Here is a 17355-nt window from a genome sequence, read left to right as displayed (position 1 = left end):
CTCAATCCCCGGGAACGAAGGCCGGATTGAAAACCACCTCCCGCAGATGGCCGTCCGGATCCTGAAAGTATCCGGAATAGCCGCCCCAGAAGGTCTTGCTTGCGGGCTTCACGAGCCGCGCGCGCCAGCTTCAGGCCGCTCTGGAGATCGAGGAATGCGACTGCGTCAGGTTCGAACGATGCCTTCCGTTTCCAGCCCCAGGCCATCGCGGTAGAAGCGCATTGCCGTGTCCAGATCGTCGACGCCGATTGTCAGTACGCTGATTCCTGGTCGCATGTGATGGCCTTCAAGATCCGATAAGGGAAGCGCACCGATCACGCCAGCAGCGTCGCGCCGGCCCACGCGATCAATACGATGCCCAGCGCGCGGCCGATGCGCTCGCCGCCGGGCAGGATTTTTTCCGCGAACACGAACACCGACAGCGCGGCGATCCACACGACGTTCATCACGCCGCCGACGAACAGCAGCGCCATCAGCAACCCGCAGCAACCGACGCAGTAAAGGCCGTGGTGCAATCCGAGCAGGAAACTGCCGGCGACGCCGGGCCGCCAATGCGTGGTGAGGAACTGCACCGGCGAGCGGCATTGCGTGAGGCAAGCGCGCTTGAACGGCGAAAGCTGATAAATCCCGGCCGCGGCCAGCACGATTGCGGAAAGGAGCGCGCTCTTCGACCACAGCATCATTGCCGAAATGAGGCCGGTTGGCTGCAGCACTTTCTGCAGCGATGCCGCGGCGATCGAAAACGCCAGCCAGATAGTCAGGTAGCCGGCCAGCAGCGCCAGCGACGACGCGGACGACGCCCCGTCGGCCGCGCCGTAATGTCGCAAGACGCGCCGGTACAGCATCACGAGCGGCGCCGCGCTGGGCGTCATCATCGCGATCATCATCACCCACCACATCGCGATCACGGTCGGCAGCGACGGATCCATGCTGCCGATGCCGTGCGGCAGCCGATGCGGGAAGAGCGTAGCGGCCGTCATGTCGAGCGCCGACATGCCGGTGCCCGCGCCGGTCCACAGGTAGAACCAGCACACGCCGACGAGCGCGGCCATGCCGAGCAGCGTGACGACGCGCTCGTGCCTGAAGAGCGGGTCGATGCCGATCATGCGGCAGTGCGATGCCGGATCAGCCCGTGATTGTTCAGGTGCAGCCGCGCGAACTGCGCATAGGTATCCTTGAGATCCAGTGCGATGTTGCCGCGCGAACGGCTGGTGCCCGAGCCGATCTCGGCGAGTTCGTACTCGAACCCGTTCGGCAGGTCGATCCGCACTCGATGCTCGTCGCCCGTCACCGGGTTGCGGATCGGATCCCCCGCGACGTCGAACACGCCGTCGACGTGGATCCGGCCGCGCCGCGCATCGACATCGACGTCGAACTCGATCTTCGTGAAGATCGGCTCGAACGCATGCTCGAGCGTCGACGCGAATACCGCGAACATCGTCGCAAACGGATCGGTATCCTGGCCGGTCATGATCTTCAGCACCGCTTCGCGCTGCGCCGGACTCGCGCGCTCGTCGACGATCGGCTGGCACCTGCCCCTGCCTTCGTGAATGGGACCCGGCCACTGAAACACGACCGCGATCCTGACGCCGTCGAGCACCACGTCGCCAAAGTGGCCGCTGTCGATCGAAATCGCGCCCATTGCTTCGCATCCGCCATGGGTCGGCGGTGCATTGAACTGGCAAGGGCATCCGTATGAGCAATTGCAGCTCATCATTTCGGTACCCTGAATCTCCCACGGCGTCATGGCAGTGCTCCTTGCGCGCCGCGTCGAGTCGCGTGGTTCGAATCTAGTGCACGCGTTGGGGGAAGTCAAAGCAAGCGCCTGCCGCCGTTCGTAGCTGCGCGAACGGCAGTGGCGGTGGTTGTGCGGGCAAGGTTCCGATGCTGAGCGGGACTCAGCGCGTGACGAACGGCGCGGCGTCGTCCGGCGCCGTGCGCGCATGCTTGCGCTGGCGCAGCAGCGCGACGCGGCAGTTCTCGCGCGCGGTTTCGCGGCCTGCGTCGTCGAGCAGCACCAGATCGCCGCGCATCACGTTCAGCGTGATCACGTCCTCGCCCGGCGCGCCGAGCGTTTCCGGCGTATGCACCGAGCCGGCCGGTTCGAGTACCGTCGAGCCGGCGTGCGCAATCCAGTCGTATTCGAGGTAGCGCCACGCACCCTGCAGCGTATGGACGAATACCTCGCCGTCGTGGCGGTGGCGCGGCAGCGTGCCGCCGGCCGGCATCTTCAGCAGCGCGGTGAGTGTGTCCTCGGCCGCGTTGATGTGCAGGTACTTGATTGCGAGCCCCGGCAGGTCGGCGCTCATCGGCAGCCATGGCAGCGATTCGCCGGGCAGGCACGAAATCGGCGGCAGGTCGGTGGAGAGCGGAGCGGACGGGGGTGTCATGGCGGGAGCGGAGGCGGGAGATGACAGGGAAGGCGGCATTATCGCAGAGGGAGGGGGCGCGAGCGCTTGCCCACCATCAACGCTGCGCATGCGCCGCCTCGAGACAATTCTGAAACAACAACGCCGCCCGCGACGGCCGCGGCGAGCGTCGCAGCAGGCTCACGAACCGGCACCGGTAATTGAACCGGTGCGGCGCGATCGGCTGCATCAGCCCCTTGTTTTCGAAGCTTTCCGCGTAATGGTCGGGCAGGAAGCCGAGATAACGACCGGACAGGATCAGCGTCGCGATCGATTCCTGGTCCGACGCGGTCGCGCTGCGCGTGAGCTTCGCGCGGTGGCTCAGCTCCATGTTCGGCGAATGGAAGCCGAGGCCCGCGAACGCATGGTTGCGGATCGTCGTCCACGTGAGCTTGCCGTGCGGCGCGTCGTAAAGCGGATGCTGGCGGCCGCAGTACAGCAGCATCCGTTCGTCGAACAGCTCCGAATACACGAGGCTGCCCGAGTTGCGGTGGGCGGGAATGATCCCGACCTGGTAGCTGCCGTCGATGATCCCGCGCTCGACCTCGTTGATCGACGCGACATGCAGGTTCAGCGCGACGTCCGGCGCCTCGTCGGCGAACTGGCGGATCGCGTCGCCGAGGCGTGCGTTCGCGTTGGTGGCCGTCTTGTCGAACACCGCGACGTGCAATTCGCCGCCCATCCGGTCGTGAATGCCGTCTATCCTGCTTCTGAATGCTTCCATCGACGCGAGCAGCCGCAGCGTTTCCTCGTATACGGTCTGCCCCTCGGGCGTGAGCGTGAAGCCCGCGCGGCCGCGCCGGCACAGCACGAGGCCGACGCGCGTTTCCAGGTCCTTCACGTGCCGGCTGATCGTCGAGATGCCGATATTCAGTTCCAGTTCGGCCGCCGCCATCCCGCCGCACTGCACGACGCCCTTGAAGACCCGCAGCAGGCGGAGATCCATGTCGCTGAGCTGCCCGAGCAGCGCGCGGCTCTTCGGTTTCTTTGCTTGCATAGTTGCGCAAGTGAACATTGATATTGCGATATTGAAGAGACTAATCGGCCTCCCGACAATGCGCAACATCATCACAAGAAGGAGGGGCGCGCCGCGCCGACCGACATGACCGACATCACCACCGCCGCGCAGCAGGACGACACGACCATCCGCACCGATGCCGCGTGGCTCGACGCGCACTGGATGCCGTTCACGGCCAACCGCCAGTTCAAGGCCGACCCGCGCATGATCGTATCGGGCAAGGGTGCGTATTACACGGACGCCGAAGGCCGCAAGATCTTCGACGGCCTGTCGGGCCTCTGGTGCACGGGCCTCGGCCATGGCCGGACGGAAATCGTCGAAGCCGTGAGCCGCCAGGTCGCGCAGCTCGACTACGCGCCGGCGTTCCAGTTCGGCCACCCGAAATCGTTCGAGCTCGCCAACAAGATCAAGGAACTGACGCCGGCCGGCCTCGACTACGTGTTCTTCACGGGGTCGGGCTCGGAAGCGGCCGACACCTCGCTGAAGCTGGCCCGTGCGTACTGGCGCGCGAAGGGCAAGGGCACGAAGACGCGCCTGATCGGCCGCGAGAAGGGTTATCACGGCGTGAACTTCGGCGGTATCTCGGTCGGCGGGATCGGGCCGAACCGCAAGCTGTTCGGCCAGGGCCTCGACGCCGATTTCCTGCCGCACACGCAACTCGCCGAGAACAAGTTCTCGCGCGGGATGCCCGAGCACGGCGCCGAGCTGGCCGACCGCCTGCTCGAACTGATCGCGCTGCACGACGCATCGAACATCGCCGCCGTGATCGTCGAGCCGTTCTCCGGCTCGGCGGGCGTGGTCGTGCCGCCGAAGGGCTATCTGAAGCGCCTGCGCGACATCTGTACCGCGCACGACATCCTGCTGATTTTCGACGAAGTCATCACCGGCTTCGGCCGTGCCGGCGCGATGACGGGCGCCGACGCGTTCGGCGTGGTGCCGGACATCCTGAACTTCGCGAAGCAGGTGACGAACGGCGCGCAGCCGCTCGGCGGCGTGGTCGCGACGAAGGAAATCTACGACACGTTCATGGCCGCGGGTGGCCCCGAGTACATGCTCGAGTTCCCGCACGGCTACACGTATTCGGCGCATCCGGTCGCGTGCGCGGCCGGCGTCGCGGCGCTCGACCTGCTGGTGAAGGAAGACGCGGTGGCCCGCGTGCGCGATCTCGCGCCGCATTTCGAGGCGGCCGTGCACGGGCTGAAGGGCCAGCGCCATATCGCCGACATCCGCAACTACGGGCTGGCTGCCGGCCTGACGATCGCGGCGCTGCCGGGCGAGCCGGCACGGCGCCCGTACGAGATCGCGATGCGCTGCTGGGCGAAGGGCTTCTACGTGCGCTACGGCGGCGACACGATCCAGCTGGCGCCCCCGTTCATCTCGGAGAAGCGCGAGATCGACAACCTGGTCAACGCGCTGTCCGACGCACTGAACGAAGTGGACTGATGCGCGGCGCGCACCGACCGATAACCGAATTCACGAAAGAGCCTCAACGATGAAACACGACAGCACTGTGACCTCCACCGTCGGCCACCTGATCGACGGCAAGCGCGTCGACGGCGGCAGCCGCGTCCAGCCGGTGTTCGACCCGGCGACCGGCGAATCGCACAAGAGCGTCGCGCTCGCCGACAAGCTGACCGTCGAAGCCGCGATCGCATCCGCGCAGGCCGCGTTCCCGGCCTGGCGCAACACGCCGCCGCTGAAGCGCGCCCGCGTGATGAGCCGCTTCAAGACGCTGCTCGAGGAACACGCCGACGAGCTGTGCGCGCTGATCACGGCCGAGCACGGCAAGGTGCTCGCGGATGCGATGGGCGAACTGCAGCGCGGGATCGAGAACGTCGAATACGCGACCTACGTGCCCGAGCTGCTGAAGGGCGAGCACAGCAAGAACGTCGGCCCCGCGATCGATTCGTGGAGCGAGTTCCAGGCGCTCGGCGTCGCGGCCGGCATCACGCCGTTCAACTTCCCGGTGATGGTGCCGCTGTGGATGTGGCCGATGGCCGTCGCGTGCGGCAACACGTTCGTGCTGAAGCCGTCCGAACGCACGCCGTCGTCGACGCTGCGCATGGCGGAGCTCGCGCTCGAGGCCGGCTTGCCGCCGGGCGTGCTGAACGTCGTGAACGGCGACAAGGAAGCGGTCGACACGCTGCTGACCGACCCGCGCGTGAAGGCCGTGAGCTTCGTCGGCTCGACGCCGATCGCCGAATACATCTATTCGACCGGCTGCGCGCACGGCAAGCGCGTGCAGGCGCTCGGCGGCGCGAAGAATTTCGCGGTCGTGATGCCGGACGCCGACATCGGCAACGCGGTGAACGCGCTGATGGGCGCCGCGTATGGTTCGTGCGGCGAACGCTGCATGGCGATTCCGCTGGTCGTCGCGATCGGCGACGAGACGGGCGACAAGGTGGTCGCGGGCCTGAAGGCCGAGATCGAGAAGATGAAGGTCGGCCCGGGCAACGGCGCGGGCGTCGACATGGGCCCGCTGGTCACGCAGCAGCATTTCGAGAAGGTGACGGGCTTCGTCGAAGCCGGCGTGGCGGCGGGTGCGACGCTCGTCGTCGACGGCCGCAGCGTCAAGGTGGACGGCCACGACGGCGGCTACTACCTCGGCCCGTGCCTGTTCGACAACGTGAAGCCCGGCATGCCGATCTACCAGCACGAGATCTTCGGGCCCGTGCTCGGCGTGATCCGTCTGAAGTCGCTCGACGAGGCGATGGCGCTGATCGACGCGCACGAGTACGGCAACGGCACGTGCCTGTTCACGCGCGACGGCGAGGCCGCGCGCTACTTCAGCGACAACATCCAGATCGGCATGGTCGGCATCAACGTGCCGCTGCCGGTGCCGGTTGCCTACCACTCGTTCGGCGGCTGGAAGCGTTCGCTGTTCGGCGACCTGCATGCGTACGGCCCGGACGCCGTGCGCTTCTACACGAAGCGCAAGACGATCACGCAGCGCTGGCCGTCGGCCGGCGTGCGCGAAGGGACGGTGTTCAGCTTCCCGTCGAACCGCTGACGCACGTGACGCCTGCCGGTGCGGCGGGCGGCGCAGGGCAGCCCGTGAAGGCCCGGCCGGAGTCGTTCCGGCCGGGCTTTTTTGCGCCGCGCGAGCCTACGGCGTGACGACGTGCCACATCTTGTTGTAGTTGTCGCCGTTGCGGTCGCCCTGTTTCATGTCCTTCGAGAAGAAGTACAGCGGCTTGCCCTTGTATGCCCATTGCGGGCTTCCGTCGTCGCGCTTGACGATCGTATAGGGCCCGACCGGAACGTCGGTCGCGCTGGCCTTGTAGGGCGGCCAGAAGGATTCGCACTGGCCCGTGCACGCGCTGGTGCCGGCGTTGGCCTTGTCCTTGTCGAACGTATAGACGGTCATCCCGTTCGCGGCGACGAGCGAACCGTTTTCGACGCTCGTGATGGCGCCCTGCGCCAACGCCGACGCCGATACGACGGCGAGCAGGGCGGAGCTGACGAGCAGCGCGGCTTTCTTGATCATGATTGCCTCCTTGTTGTCCGGTGGGCGGTCGCGATCGCTCGCGCGTGGCGGCTGGGCGGTCCGGGATCGCGATGCGGCAAGCCTCGACGCAGCAGCCCGCGGCGGGCGGCGTGATCGGCAGCGGATCGGACGGCGGGCCGCGGGGGCGCTTAATTCACGATAGGCGGTTTTTGGCTGGGACGTGAGCTCGCGCACCGACAAATATTCCCAATTGATCCATAAAAATACTAGAATGCAGGGCAATAGGGAATATTTCAGAGGGCCAACTGGCGTGCAGGACGTCTTTTACACAGTCGACGAAGCGGCGCAAAAACTCCGTCTTCATCCGAAGACCATTCTTCGCTTCATACGGGACGGGAAGCTGAACGCGAGCCGCGTCGGCAAGGCCTATCGGATCCGGCATGCGGACCTCGCGGCCGTTACCGGGGACGCGGTCGAGCCGGAGCCCGTTCGCGTCACCACGGTCGTCGACGTGCCCGACGCGCGCTCCGAGCTGCACCAGTACGTGGCAAGGAGCTTGCAGGCCGTGCTGAACACCCCGACGGCGCGCGACAGCGCCGTGCATCTCGAAACGATCTTCGATCCGGAGCGACGCCGGATCAGGGTCGTCGTCATCGCGTCGCTCGGCGATACCGCCGCGCTGCTTCAGACGCTGGACACCTTGCTGCAGTCGTTTCGCGGTTGAGCGGCGGGGCGTCGGAAACCACGCGGGCGTGAGGCCCGATTCTGTCAACGGAACACGGAGTAACGGCGATGTCCTCGAATGTGGTCAAACTCGGCGATCAATGCGTGCTGGTATGCGCGGACCACGGCACCGTCCTCGCGAGCGAAGCGGACGCGATCACCCTGATCGGGGACGCATGGTCGCACGAAGCGGGTTGGGTTGCCGTGCCGGTCGCGACCCTGCATGACGACCTGTTTCGGCTCGAAACCCGCCTGCTCGGCAACATCGCACAGAAGTTCACGAACTACGGCATCGGCCTTGCGATCGTCGGCGACATCGACGCTTGGCTGGCGCGCAGCCAGGCGCTGCGTGCGTTCGTCCACGAAAGCAATCGCGGGCGCACGATCCTGTTCGTCCCGCATGTGTCTGCGCTCGAACAGAAGCTCGCAATCGGGGCATGACGCGTTCGCCGCGTGGGCAATGACCCCGCGCGGCGCGTCAGCGACCGATGCGATTCGTCAGCATGACGCCCGCGATCACGAGCACGCCGCCGGCGAGCATCGAGCGGGTCAGCGATTCGCCGAGCAGGATCACGGACAGCAGGACCCCGAACACCGGCACGAGATTGGTGAACACTGCAGTGCGCGCCGGCCCTGGCGCGCGGAAGCCCTGCGAGTACCAGACGAACGCGACGACGGTGCCGACCGCGCCGAGATACGCGATCGCGCCGGCAGCATGCCAGGTGAACGGTGCAGTCGCGCCCGCGTGCGTGTCCCGCTTGAACGCCGACGCGACGCAGACCGGCTGCGTCCACGCGCGCGTGGCGTCGAACGTCAAAGCAGCCCGGCCGGCATCGACGCGGCGCCGAGCGCGCGCATGGCCGGCTCGACGGCCGCCGGGAACGTGACGCCGCCGGCCTGCATCGCGATCCCGAGCGCGCACGCGACGACGAGCGGATTCGACAGGATCTGGCGCGCGAGCGCGACGATTCCAAGCCGCGTCGATCCGTAGCGTGCGGACGAACACGAGCACGCACATCAGGTTGACGGTCGGGACGATCGCCGCGACGCACACGGCCGCGAGCGCGATGCCCTGGGCGCCGAAGAGGCCCACGGCCAGCGATGCGCGCACATAGTTGTTGAAGCGCACGGCACCCTGGAACACCGACGTGAAGCCGGCGCCGTCGACCCGCACGAACGGGCGGATCAGCAGCAGCGCCGCTGCCGCGGCGTCCGTCGAGCCGACCAGCGCGAGCGCGAGCGGTCGAACAACTGGACGTTGAATTCGCTTTCGAGCGTCTTGATCTGCAGGCTCACCGCCGATTGCGTGAGCCCGATGGCTTCGCCGGCCCGGGCGAAGGTCCGATGGCGGGCGATCGCCACCAGCGTTCTGAATGCGCGTAAGGACATGGACATGCGGACGTGGGCAGCCGGATCGATCGACGCCGACGGACGCGCCAAACGGATCGGGCTGCGATCGATCCGCCTGCCGGCCGAACGCCCGACGGAAAAAGGGGCGGCAGCGTGCCGGCTCGGACTCATCATGCCCGCGCGCCATCAATCGGGCAACCGACGCGCTGCCGCGGCCTCAAATTTATACCCGGATAATATTGACAGATGATTTATACCCGGGTATAAAGTCAATCTTCAACTTCACAATGGATAGGAAGGGCAGCATGCAATCCGGTTCGTATACCGCTTTCGAAGGTTATCGGCGGCTCGCCACAGGTCCGCTTGCCACGGTCGCGCTCACGGTCAGACGGGCGATCGACGCGGGCCCCGCCGCCACGGTGCTGATCTTCGACGACGCGACCGGCCGCTCGATCGACATCGATACGCGCGGCTCTGACGATGAAATCCGCGCGCGCTTCGAACCGTCGCGTGAAGACGCGTCCGCGCCCGCGGATGCGCAGGCCCGCGCGGACGAGCCGCGCGGCCGCGGCCGGCCGAAGCTCGGCGTCGTGTCGCGCGAGGTCACGCTGCTGCCGCGTCACTGGGAATGGCTTGCCGCGCAGCCGGGCGGCGCGTCCGTCGCATTGCGCAAGCTCGTCGAGGACGCGCGGCGCGCACGGGCGACCGAAGACCGCAGCCGCGCGGCGAAGGATCGGACCTATCACTTCATGTCGGCGATCGGGGGTGATCTGGCGGGCTTCGAGGAGGCGACCCGCGCGCTTTACGCGAACGATCACGCCCGGATGGAAGAGCTGATCGCGGCGTGGCCCGACGACGTGCGCGATCACGCGCTCGCACTCGTGCTCGGCAAGATCCCGCCGGGCGCGGCCGACGAACATCCGCTGGAGTCCTGACGACATGACCACGTTCGACCTGAATAGCGGCGCGGTGGCGCCGGTCGCCGACGAAGTCGATCTTCATGATCTCCGCGTCACCGGGCGCATCCCGCGCGACCTCGACGGAACGTTGCTGCGCAACGGCCCGAATCCGTTGGGCGGCTGCTTCGAAGGGAACGACATGTTGTCGTGGTGGCCGGAAGCCGCGATGCTGCATGCACTTTCGTTCGACGCCGGCCGCGCGACCGGCTACCGCAACCGCTGGGCACGCACGCAGCGCTGGGCGGACGTGTTCGCGCCGGAGCGGGCGGTGTCGCTGCCGGACACGAATCCGAACGTGAACGTGCTGCAGCATGCGGGCGAATTGCTCGCGCTGGCCGAGGGCGGCATGCCGCTGGCGATCGACGGCGACCTCGGCGCGTTCGACGTTCCAGCGCGGCATGCGGGGCTGGCGGGCGGCATGACCGCGCATCCGAAGGTCGATCCGCGCACCGGCGAGCTGATGTCGTTCCGCGCGCACTGGGAGGCGCCGTGGCTGCGTTACAGCGTCCATGACGCGCAGGGCAGGCAGACCGTCGACGTCGAAATCGACGTGCCGGCGCCGTCGATGATGCACGACCTCGCGATCACCGAAACCCGCAGCCTGCTGCTCGACCTGAACGTCGGCTACGACTTCTCGCTGCTGAAGCAGGGCCACCGGATGCCGCTGCGCTGGCACGACGACCGGCCCGCGCGCATCGGCGTGATTCCGCGCCACGGCGGCGCGGTGCGCTGGTTCGGCATCGAGCCGTGCTTCATCCAGCACGTCGTGAACGCGTACGACTGCGACGCATCGTGCATCGTGCTCGATGCGGTGCGTTATCCGTGGTTCCTGCGGGTCGGCCGGCACTCCGGCGCGTTCGAGGACAACCCGGTCGGCGAGCTGTGGCGCTACGTGATCGACCTCGACAAAGGAACGGTCGCCGAGACGCAGATCGGGGAAGCGGGCATCGAAATGCCGCGCATCAATGAAGACCGGACGGGCGACGCATACCGATTCTTCTATGCGGCCGAACAGCCGACCAATGCCGAACTTCGCGGCATCGTCCGCTACGACCTCGAGCAAGGCGTGCTCACACGTTTCGACGTGCCCGAAGGCGACCAGAACAGCGAGCCGGTGTTCGTGTCCCGTGCCGGATCGTCCGCCGAAGACGACGGCTGGGTGCTCGCATGGGTGTACCGTCGCGCGACCGATACCAGCGACCTCGTCATACTCGACGCGCGCTGCATCGAGCGCGGGCCGGTCGCGACCGTGCACCTGCCGCGCCGCGTGCCGGCCGGGTTCCACGGCGCGTGGGTGCCCGGCAGGCGCTGACCCGTGGTCCGGCCGCGTGGGTCGCGCCCGTCACACCCACAGCCGATACAGCCAGAACGATTCGTCGTCGGCGAAGCGCTGCGTGAATTCGCTCGGCGAGAATCCCGTGATGCGCTTGGACGCGCGGCTCAGGTGCGCCTGGTCGGCGAATCCTTCGTCGAGCGCGAGCGTCGCCCAATCGTAGGGCCGACCCGCGTCGTACCGCTCGCGCGCCGCGAAGAACGTGCTTTCCGTCCTGACGAGCGCCTGCCATTCGCGCAGCGATCGGCCGCTGTAGGTCTTGATGCGCCGTTCGACCTGGCGCGGGCTGTGCGTGCCGCGCCACTCGCGCGCCTGCCACGCAAGGCGTCCGACCCAGTGCCGGCCTGCGTCGCGCAGAGACGACAGGCCTGAGCGCTCGCCCTGAAGCGCGCGCCAGCGCGGCGCGAGATGCCGCTCCAGCGCGGCCAGCGTGGCCGCATCGTCATCGGCGCCGGACAGTGCATCGCAGAGCGGCCGCCAGTCGCTGCCGAGCAGTTCGCGCGCATCGAGAAAGCGGTCGTGGATGTCGGGCAGCGCGAGGCCGAACAGCGCTTGCGCGGCATCGGCGGTGAAACACGCGATGCCGCCGCGTCCGGTCGTCGGCGCCCAGCTCGTCAGCGGCCGCGACTGGCTGCCGGAAAGCATCACGGCGGCGCCGAACGGCTGCCAGCGCGGGCCGTCCGCCGTGCGTTCGACGAGCCCCACGCCGAGATCCCGAAACCAGGACAGGCACACGAACGGCGAAGCCGCGAAGTGGGTCAGGATTTGCGCGTCGCTCGACGCGACGCCGCGCGTGTCGCGGCAGACGATCGCGACGACCGCGCCGTGCAACGCCGGTGGCGCGGGATACAGCCGGCCGTGAGGCGGCCGGCCGCCGTTCAGCGCGCGGGGCGCGCGCGCGAACGGATCGGGGCACGGCGGCAAGGCCGGCAGCGGGTCAGAGGACATGACGGGGCAGTATAGGGAGGCGCGACACGCGTGTCGATGTCGTTTGCGTTCAAGACCGGGGACCCAGGCGCGCGGACAATGCGCCGCATGAACACGCCATCACCTACCCAATGCCCGTTCCACGCGGCCGCGCCGTCGCCCGCGCCCGTGCTTCACCCGCCCGGCGTATGGCCGCCGGGGCCGCCCGCCGGCCTGACGGGCTGGGGGCTGCTGCGCACGATGTCGCGCGACCTGGTCGGCACGCTGGCCGGATGGCGGCAGACGTACGGCGACGTCGTGCACTTGCGCGTGCGGCCCGAGCATGTCGTGGTCGTGACCGATCCGGCGCTCGTGCGCGAACTGCTGGTCACGCACCACGACGCGCTGGTGCGGTGGGAGCGCGGCATTCGGGTATTCGGGGAAGTCCACGGCCACAGCGTGCTGGTCGCCGAGGGCGACGCGTGGCGCGACAAGCGGCAGGCGCTGCAGCCGAACTTCATGCCGAAGCCGGTTCAGGCGTTCGTTCCGGCGATCGCGGCGACGGCCGGTCATGCGCTCGCGCAATGGCCCGCGCATGATCCGGACTGGCCGATCGAAAGCGCGCTGACGTCGCTGGCGATGGACGTGATCATGCGCACGATGTTCTCCGATGCCATCGGCGACGACACGCGTGACGCCGAGGCGGCCGTGCGTACGGTGAGCGCGGCGGCCAATGCCGAGTTCTACCAGCCGTGGAGCGCACCGGACTGGATGCCGTGGAAGCGGCGCAAGGCACGGGCGTCGGCGGTGCTGAACGGCTTGATCGATCGCCAGTTGCACGCGCGTCTCGACGTGCCGGACAGCGCGTGGCCCGACGACCTGCTGTCGCGGCTGTTGCGCCTGCACCGCGCGGACGCGCGTACCTGGCCGCTGCGGGCCGTGCACGACGAATGCGTGACGGCGTTCCTGGCCGGCCACGAGACGACCGCCGGGGCGCTGACCTGGTGGGCATGGTGCATGGCCGCGAATCCGGCCGTGCAAGCCGCCGCGCGCGACGAGGTCGAGCGCGTGCTGGGCGGCCGCGCGCCGACGGCGCAGACGCGGCCGTTGCTGCGCTATCTGACGCAGACGCTCGACGAAACGCTGCGCCTGTACCCGTCCGCGCCGATCCTGATCAGCCGTCGCGCAGCGCGGCCGATCGCGCTGGGCGCGTGGCAGTTTCCCGCGCGCACGCTGTTCATGCTGCCGCTGCAACTGATGCAGCGCGATCCTCGATGGTTCCCCGAGCCGCACGCATTCCGGCCGGAGCGCTTCGACGAGGCTGCGCCGGCGCTGCCGCGCGGCGCCTGGATGCCGTTCGGCACGGGCCCGCGCGTGTGCCTCGGGCAGCATCTGGCGATGACGGAGATGACCGTCATTGCCGCGATGCTGCTGCAGCGCTTCGAGTTGACGGTCCCGGCGGGGGTGGCCGCGCCACGGCCGGTGCTGAACGTGACGCTGCGGCCGGACCGGGCGTTGCAGCTTGGGATCGCAGCGATCTCGCCCGATCCTGCGAAGGTCCCCGCCGACCGATCCGTCACGGCGAGTCCTGCTTCCCCAACGCCTGAATAAACCGCGAGAACAGCTCGGGCTGCGAAGCAATCCCGAGCTTCGCGTACAGGTGCCGCCGGTGCACCTTCACCGTTTCCGGTGAAATCGCGAGCCGCTCGGCGATCGCCTTCGATGAATTGCCGCGCAGCACCATTCTTGCGATCGACATCTCGCGGTCGGTCAGCACGCCCGCGCCGAAGCGGGCGAGCGCCTGCTCGACCCGCGCGCCGAGATCGGCGTCGGGCGTCGCGCGCGCCGCGTCGCCCACCAGCCGCCAGTGCTGCCGGATCGCCGCGAGCACCCACGGCATCGCGGCCGTCAGCTTGCCGAGCGGCTCGACGTCGAAGCGGCTTGCCGCACCAAGCGACAACGACAGCAGCAGGTCCGGCTGCGGCCTGAGCAGAATCTGGATCTCGTCGTCGCCCACCGCGTCGCGGAAATAGCTCAGGAAATACTCGCTCTGCCGGAACAGGTCGGGCGCGACTTCCTCGAGCCGGTAACAGCCGTCGGCAAGCCCGTCGTGCGCGGCCTGCAGGAACGGGTCGAGCAGATATAACCCGTTGAGGTAAAGCGGCACCGGCGACGGCTTGTCGGTGCCGCCCGTGTCGTATTCCTCGAGCACGAGCGGCACCCCGTCGGGGCCGATCGCGGTCGCGAGCGCATTGTCGAACGGCGCCATTTCATTGAGCAGCAGCACCAGGAAGCGCCAGAAGCGCGGCTGGCCGAGGTGATCGATGGCGCGGCCGAGCGCCTGGTGCATCGCGATTTCGGAAAAGAGACGATCCATACCACCACCGGAAGGGCGTAACACGAAGGGGGAATAGCGGTCCTGAAATTGGCTTCCTAGACTGCCACGCAATCAGTCGGGCCCGAGTATGGGCGTTCAAAAAAGCGCGGAACAGGAGGAACGAAATGGCGATGATGTCGGAATCGACGGGCACGCTGCAAGCGGCGCCTGCAACGGAGGACGCGCCGCGCGCGCTGTCGCAGACGCTCAGCGTGCGCGATGCGGTGATGATCACCGTATCGGGCGTGACGCCCGCGAGCTCGATCTTCGTGATCGCGCCGTTCGCGATCCAGCAGGCCGGCAGCGGCGCCGTGCTGTCGTTCCTGCTCGGCGGCGTGCTCGCGCTCGCGTTCGCGCTCTGCTATGCGGAGCTCAGCGCCGCGCACCGCAGCGCGGGCGGCGAGTACGTGATGGCCAAGCGCGTGTTCGGCACGCTGCCCGGCTACCTGACCTTCATCACGGTGCTGTCCGTCAGCGTGTTCATCCCGGCCGTGCTCGCGAGCGGCGCCGCGCCTTACCTGAACAACGCGCTCGGCACGCACTTCAGCAACCAGTCGGTCGCGTTGACGATCGTGCTGCTCAGCTACCTGCTCGGCATGCTGAACATCAAGACGAACGCGTGGATCACGGGCGCGTTCCTGGTGGTCGAGATCGGCGTGCTGATGCTGATCGCGGGCCTCGGCTTCGGCTCCCCGCATCGCGGCGCCGCCGCGCTGGTCGCGCCGGTCGTCGCGAGCGGCAACGCGCTCGTGCCGGCGACGCTGGCCGCGATCGTGCCGGCGATCGGCACGGCGATCTTCTGCTACAACGGCTTCGGATCGGCCGCGTACCTCGCGGAAGACCTGCGCGGCGGCAACCGCAATGTCGCGAAGGCGGTGATCTACTCGCTGCTCGTGATCCTCGTCGTCGAACTGATTCCGCTCACCGCGATCGTGCTCGGCGCGCCGTCGCTGATCGAGCTGACGAAGAGTGCCGACCCGATCGGCTATGTCGTGCGTTCGCTCAGCAACCCGGCCGTGTCGCGTGTGGTCAGCGGCGGGATCTTCCTGTCGGTGTTCAACGCGATCATCGCGATCGTCATCACGATGGGCCGGCTGCTGTACAGCAGCGGCCGGCACGCGCTCTGGTCGCGCACCTGCAACCGTGCCTTCTCGACGATCCACCCGCGTCTCGAATCGCCGTGGCTCGCGACCATCGCGCTCGCGGTGCCGTCGGCGGGGCTCGTATTCGTGTCGAGCCTCGACGAGCTGACCGCGTTCACGGTCGACCTGCTGCTGCTGATCTACCTGGTCGTCGGGCTGGCCGCGCTCGCGAGCCGGTTCGTGCGCCGGGACGTCGAGCATCATTACCGGATGCCGCTGTGGCCCGTGACGCCGCTCGTCGCGGTGGCGGGCGCCGCGTACACGCTCTACACGACGCTGGCGACGGCCACGAAGCCGACCGACCTCATCATCATCGCCGGGCTGCTGATTGCCGCGCTCGCGATGTACGCGGTCTGGGCACGCCACAGCGAAGCATTCCGCGCGCTCTGAGCGACGGATCGAAGCCTTGCCGCACCGAAACACCGAACCATTGAAAGACTGGAGGAATGGCATCATGCGCACGAGGGATCTCGGCATCCGCATCGGACTCGGCACGCCGGGCCGCTTCAACGCGATCACGGACGTTCCGGGCGTGCGGGTCGGACATTGCACGCTGAACGTGGACAACGGCGACGCGTCGATCCGCACCGGCGTCACCGTCATCGAGCCGCGCGCGGGCGCCGCGCACGATGCGCCCTGTTTCGCGGGCGTGCACGTGCTGAACGGCAACGGCGATGCAACGGGGCTCGAATGGATCCGCGAAGCCGGCCTGCTCACCACGCCGATCGCCTATACGAACACGCACAGCGTCGGCGCGGTGCGCGATGCACTCGTCGCGAACGAGCGCGAGGCGGCGGCGGGCCGCGTGTACTGGTGCATGCCGGTCGTGATGGAAACCTACGACGGCCTGCTGAACGACATCTGGGGGCAGCACGTGAGTGCCGCGCACGTGTTGCGCGCGCTGGCCGCCGCGCAGACGGGGCCGGTTGCCGAAGGCGGCGTGGGCGGCGGCACGGGCATGATCTGCCACGAGTTCAAGGGCGGCATCGGCACCGCGTCGCGCGTGCTCGCGGCCGATGATGCGGGCGGCTGGACCGTCGGCGCGCTCGTCCAGGCGAACTACGGTGTGCGCGAGATGCTGCGCGTGGCCGGTTACCCGGTCGGCGAAGTGCTGCGGCACGTGCCTTCGCCGTTCCGCGCGCCGGACGCGCAAGGCGAGGCCGGGATGGGCTCGATCGTCGTGACGATCGCGACCGACGCGCCGTTGCTGCCGCATCAATGCACGCGGCTCGCGCAGCGCGCCAGTGTCGGGCTCGCGCGGGTTGGCGGCGGCACGGAGGATTCGAGCGGCGACATCTTCCTTGCGTTCGCCACCGGCAACGACGGCCTGCCGGCGGCGAACTACGGCAGCAAGGGGGCGCCGACCACCGGCGTGAAGATGGTCAACAACGACCATATTTCCGCGCTGTTCGTCGCGGCGGCGGAAGCGGTGGAGGAAGCGATCGTGAACGCGCTCGTCGCGGGCGGCGACGTCGAGTCGCGCGGTGCGCGGGTCGAAGGGCTGGGGCAGGCGCGCTTGCTGGACGCGTTGCGCGAGGTGGGGTGGCGGCCGGGGCGGGAGACGTAAACGCGATGCGCGCCGGTTCAGGCGAAGCGGCGCGGACAGGTGATGCGGGTGATGCGGGTGAGGCGAAGCGGCGATCCGGCGTTCGGGCGCATGCCCGCGCGCCGGCCAAGGGCGCTGCGGGCAC

Annotated in this window: 16 protein-coding genes and 3 pseudogenes; 9 read left to right on the top strand and 10 right to left on the bottom strand. The window is 68.2% G+C overall.

Annotated elements, in window-relative coordinates:
- Position 1: 1 nt before the first annotated feature.
- The 5 genes and pseudogenes from WT26_RS38640 to WT26_RS28155 all read right to left on the bottom strand — a co-directional run bounded on the left by WT26_RS38640 (position 2) and on the right by WT26_RS28155 (position 3405).
- A pseudogene (locus WT26_RS38640) lies at positions 2 to 276 on the bottom strand (hypothetical protein).
- Between the two features lie 38 nt (positions 277 to 314).
- The gene (locus WT26_RS28170; RefSeq protein ID WP_069274469.1) at positions 315 to 1106 is read right to left on the bottom strand and encodes a DUF2182 domain-containing protein; all 792 of its coding nucleotides are present in this window, start codon (positions 1104 to 1106) and stop codon (positions 315 to 317) included.
- Positions 1103 to 1747, bottom strand: a complete 645-nt coding sequence (locus WT26_RS28165) for a DUF1326 domain-containing protein (protein WP_069274468.1) — start codon at positions 1745 to 1747, stop codon at positions 1103 to 1105. Before WT26_RS28165 ends, WT26_RS28170 begins: the two co-directional genes overlap by 4 nt.
- A gap of 151 nt (positions 1748 to 1898) precedes the next feature.
- The gene (locus WT26_RS28160; protein ID WP_069274467.1) at positions 1899 to 2390 is read right to left on the bottom strand and encodes a 2,4'-dihydroxyacetophenone dioxygenase family protein; all 492 of its coding nucleotides are present in this window, start codon (positions 2388 to 2390) and stop codon (positions 1899 to 1901) included.
- Between the two features lie 76 nt (positions 2391 to 2466).
- Positions 2467 to 3405 carry a LysR family transcriptional regulator gene (locus WT26_RS28155; protein WP_069274466.1) on the bottom strand — a complete coding sequence of 313 codons (939 nt, stop codon included), beginning with the start codon at positions 3403 to 3405 and terminating at the stop codon, positions 2467 to 2469.
- 105 nt (positions 3406 to 3510) lie between these two features.
- Here WT26_RS28155 and WT26_RS28150 point away from each other — a divergent pair, with 105 nt between their 5' ends.
- The gene (locus WT26_RS28150) at positions 3511 to 4869 is read left to right on the top strand and encodes an aspartate aminotransferase family protein (RefSeq protein WP_059522164.1); all 1359 of its coding nucleotides are present in this window, start codon (positions 3511 to 3513) and stop codon (positions 4867 to 4869) included.
- A 49-nt stretch (positions 4870 to 4918) separates the two neighbouring features.
- Positions 4919 to 6436, top strand: a complete 1518-nt coding sequence (locus WT26_RS28145) for a CoA-acylating methylmalonate-semialdehyde dehydrogenase (protein WP_059522163.1) — start codon at positions 4919 to 4921, stop codon at positions 6434 to 6436.
- A 96-nt stretch (positions 6437 to 6532) separates the two neighbouring features.
- Here the strand turns inward: WT26_RS28145 and WT26_RS28140 are convergent, their stop codons facing one another.
- Positions 6533 to 6913, bottom strand: coding sequence for a hypothetical protein (locus WT26_RS28140; protein ID WP_069274465.1), 381 nt, complete (start codon positions 6911 to 6913; stop codon positions 6533 to 6535).
- A 181-nt stretch (positions 6914 to 7094) separates the two neighbouring features.
- On the opposite strand from WT26_RS28140, the gene WT26_RS28135 reads away from it, so the two are divergent.
- Positions 7095 to 7598 carry a helix-turn-helix domain-containing protein gene (locus WT26_RS28135; protein ID WP_230461641.1) on the top strand — a complete coding sequence of 168 codons (504 nt, stop codon included), beginning with the start codon at positions 7095 to 7097 and terminating at the stop codon, positions 7596 to 7598.
- A 68-nt stretch (positions 7599 to 7666) separates the two neighbouring features.
- The gene (locus WT26_RS28130) at positions 7667 to 8038 is read left to right on the top strand and encodes a DUF4180 domain-containing protein (RefSeq protein ID WP_059852928.1); all 372 of its coding nucleotides are present in this window, start codon (positions 7667 to 7669) and stop codon (positions 8036 to 8038) included.
- A 37-nt stretch (positions 8039 to 8075) separates the two neighbouring features.
- Here the strand turns inward: WT26_RS28130 and WT26_RS39175 are convergent.
- A pseudogene (locus WT26_RS39175) lies at positions 8076 to 8900 on the bottom strand (EamA family transporter).
- Positions 8831 to 8986: pseudogene (locus tag WT26_RS36560) on the bottom strand (LysR family transcriptional regulator); the annotation flags it as partial. The pseudogenes WT26_RS36560 and WT26_RS39175, both read right to left, overlap by 70 nt.
- Positions 8987 to 9252: 266 nt before the next feature.
- On the opposite strand from WT26_RS36560, the gene WT26_RS28120 reads away from it, so the two are divergent.
- Together WT26_RS28120 and WT26_RS28115 are read left to right on the top strand one after the other, a co-directional pair.
- Positions 9253 to 9882: a DUF2239 family protein gene (locus WT26_RS28120; RefSeq protein ID WP_069274464.1), complete on the top strand. Its 630-nt coding sequence runs from the start codon at positions 9253 to 9255 to the stop codon at positions 9880 to 9882.
- 4 nt (positions 9883 to 9886) lie between these two features.
- The gene (locus WT26_RS28115) at positions 9887 to 11218 is read left to right on the top strand and encodes a carotenoid oxygenase family protein (protein WP_069274463.1); all 1332 of its coding nucleotides are present in this window, start codon (positions 9887 to 9889) and stop codon (positions 11216 to 11218) included.
- Positions 11219 to 11248: 30 nt separating this feature from the next.
- Here the strand turns inward: WT26_RS28115 and WT26_RS28110 are convergent, their stop codons facing one another.
- Complete coding sequence (locus tag WT26_RS28110; protein ID WP_069274462.1) at positions 11249 to 12187, bottom strand: helix-turn-helix domain-containing protein; 939 nt, start codon at positions 12185 to 12187, stop codon at positions 11249 to 11251.
- Positions 12188 to 12274: 87 nt separating this feature from the next.
- On the opposite strand from WT26_RS28110, the gene WT26_RS28105 reads away from it, so the two are divergent.
- A complete protein-coding gene (locus tag WT26_RS28105) occupies positions 12275 to 13756 on the top strand; it encodes a cytochrome P450 (protein ID WP_081333800.1) in 1482 nt (493 codons plus the stop codon).
- Here the strand turns inward: WT26_RS28105 and WT26_RS28100 are convergent.
- A complete protein-coding gene (locus tag WT26_RS28100; RefSeq protein WP_069274461.1) occupies positions 13722 to 14522 on the bottom strand; it encodes a helix-turn-helix transcriptional regulator in 801 nt (266 codons plus the stop codon). The two genes, WT26_RS28105 and WT26_RS28100, sit on opposite strands and share 35 nt — an antisense overlap.
- A 125-nt stretch (positions 14523 to 14647) precedes the next feature.
- On the opposite strand from WT26_RS28100, the gene WT26_RS28095 reads away from it, so the two are divergent.
- Positions 14648 to 16054, top strand: coding sequence for an APC family permease (locus WT26_RS28095; protein WP_059903908.1), 1407 nt, complete (start codon positions 14648 to 14650; stop codon positions 16052 to 16054).
- Positions 16055 to 16118: 64 nt separating this feature from the next.
- Positions 16119 to 17231 (top strand): P1 family peptidase, encoded by a 1113-nt coding sequence (locus tag WT26_RS28090; RefSeq protein ID WP_069274460.1) that lies wholly within the window; start codon positions 16119 to 16121, stop codon positions 17229 to 17231.
- The last annotated feature ends 124 nt before the right edge of the window (positions 17232 to 17355 follow it).

Origin of the sequence: Burkholderia cepacia (genome assembly GCF_001718835.1) — a bacterium.
GTDB classification, from domain to species: domain Bacteria; phylum Pseudomonadota; class Gammaproteobacteria; order Burkholderiales; family Burkholderiaceae; genus Burkholderia; species Burkholderia cepacia_F.
The sequence above is the reverse complement of the archived record's forward strand: the minus strand, read 5'-3'. Positions and strand labels throughout refer to the sequence as shown.